The sequence below is a fragment of the Neisseria sp. P0021.S006 genome (genome assembly GCF_051956895.1).
In genome coordinates this window covers 1-806 of record NZ_JBQCWZ010000607.1, presented here as the reverse complement: position 1 = coordinate 806, position 806 = coordinate 1, and the positions used below count along the sequence as shown (strand labels likewise).

Sequence of the window (806 nt, the reverse complement as noted above, 5' to 3'; positions counted from 1 at the left end):
CCACGCTACGACTTATTTTCAGACGGCATTTGTATTCTGTATTTTGCGATTTCTATTAAAGCGCTGCTTCCGAGCGTTCACCGGTACGGATACGGATAGCTTCTTCAACCGGATAAATAAAGATTTTACCGTCACCGATTTTGCCAGAATGCGCGGTTTCCAAGATGGCATCAACAGCTTGATCGACTTTATCGTCAGCCAATACCAATTCGATTTTCACTTTAGGAAGAAAATCGACTGCGTATTCCGCGCCGCGATAAATTTCCGTATGGCCTTTTTGGCGGCCGAAACCTTTGACTTCGCTGACAGTCATGCCGGTAATGCCGATTTCAGTCAGGATTTCGCGTACATCGTCGAGTTTGAAAGGTTTGATAATGGCTTCGATTTTTTTCATATTGAGTCTCCTTATTTGCGAAAAGGCCGTCTGAAACATTCAGACGGCCTTTGTTCCATCAAGTTCGTTCAAATTTTATTTGAGTGAACTTATTTCTTTTTCTGAGCAGGCAGGTCGGTACATACGCCCAATGCCACTTCCGCAGCCATACCGATGGATTCGCCCAGGGTTGGGTGTGGGTGGATGGTTTTACCGATATCGGCTGCATCACAGCCCATTTCAATCGCCAAGCAGACTTCGCCGATCATATCGCCACCGTTAGGACCAACGATACCGCCGCCGATGATGCGGCCGGTTTCAGCATCAAAAATCAGCTTGGTGAAACCATTGTCGCAACCGTTGGCAATCGCACGGCCGGAAGCAGCCCATGGGAAGTTGGCTTTGGTGATTTTGCGGCCGGAGGCTTTGGCAG

At 48.1% G+C, this 806-nt stretch carries 1 protein-coding gene and 1 pseudogene; both read right to left on the bottom strand.

Going from position 1 to position 806, the window contains the following annotated elements; translation table 11 throughout:
* Positions 1–55: 55 nt before the first annotated feature.
* Positions 56–394 carry a P-II family nitrogen regulator gene (locus tag ACTHUM_RS16000; RefSeq protein WP_003683576.1) on the bottom strand — a complete coding sequence of 113 codons (339 nt, stop codon included), beginning with the start codon at positions 392–394 and terminating at the stop codon, positions 56–58.
* 89 nt (positions 395–483) lie between these two features.
* Positions 484–806 (bottom strand): annotated as a pseudogene (locus tag ACTHUM_RS15995) (dihydrolipoyl dehydrogenase); the annotation flags it as partial.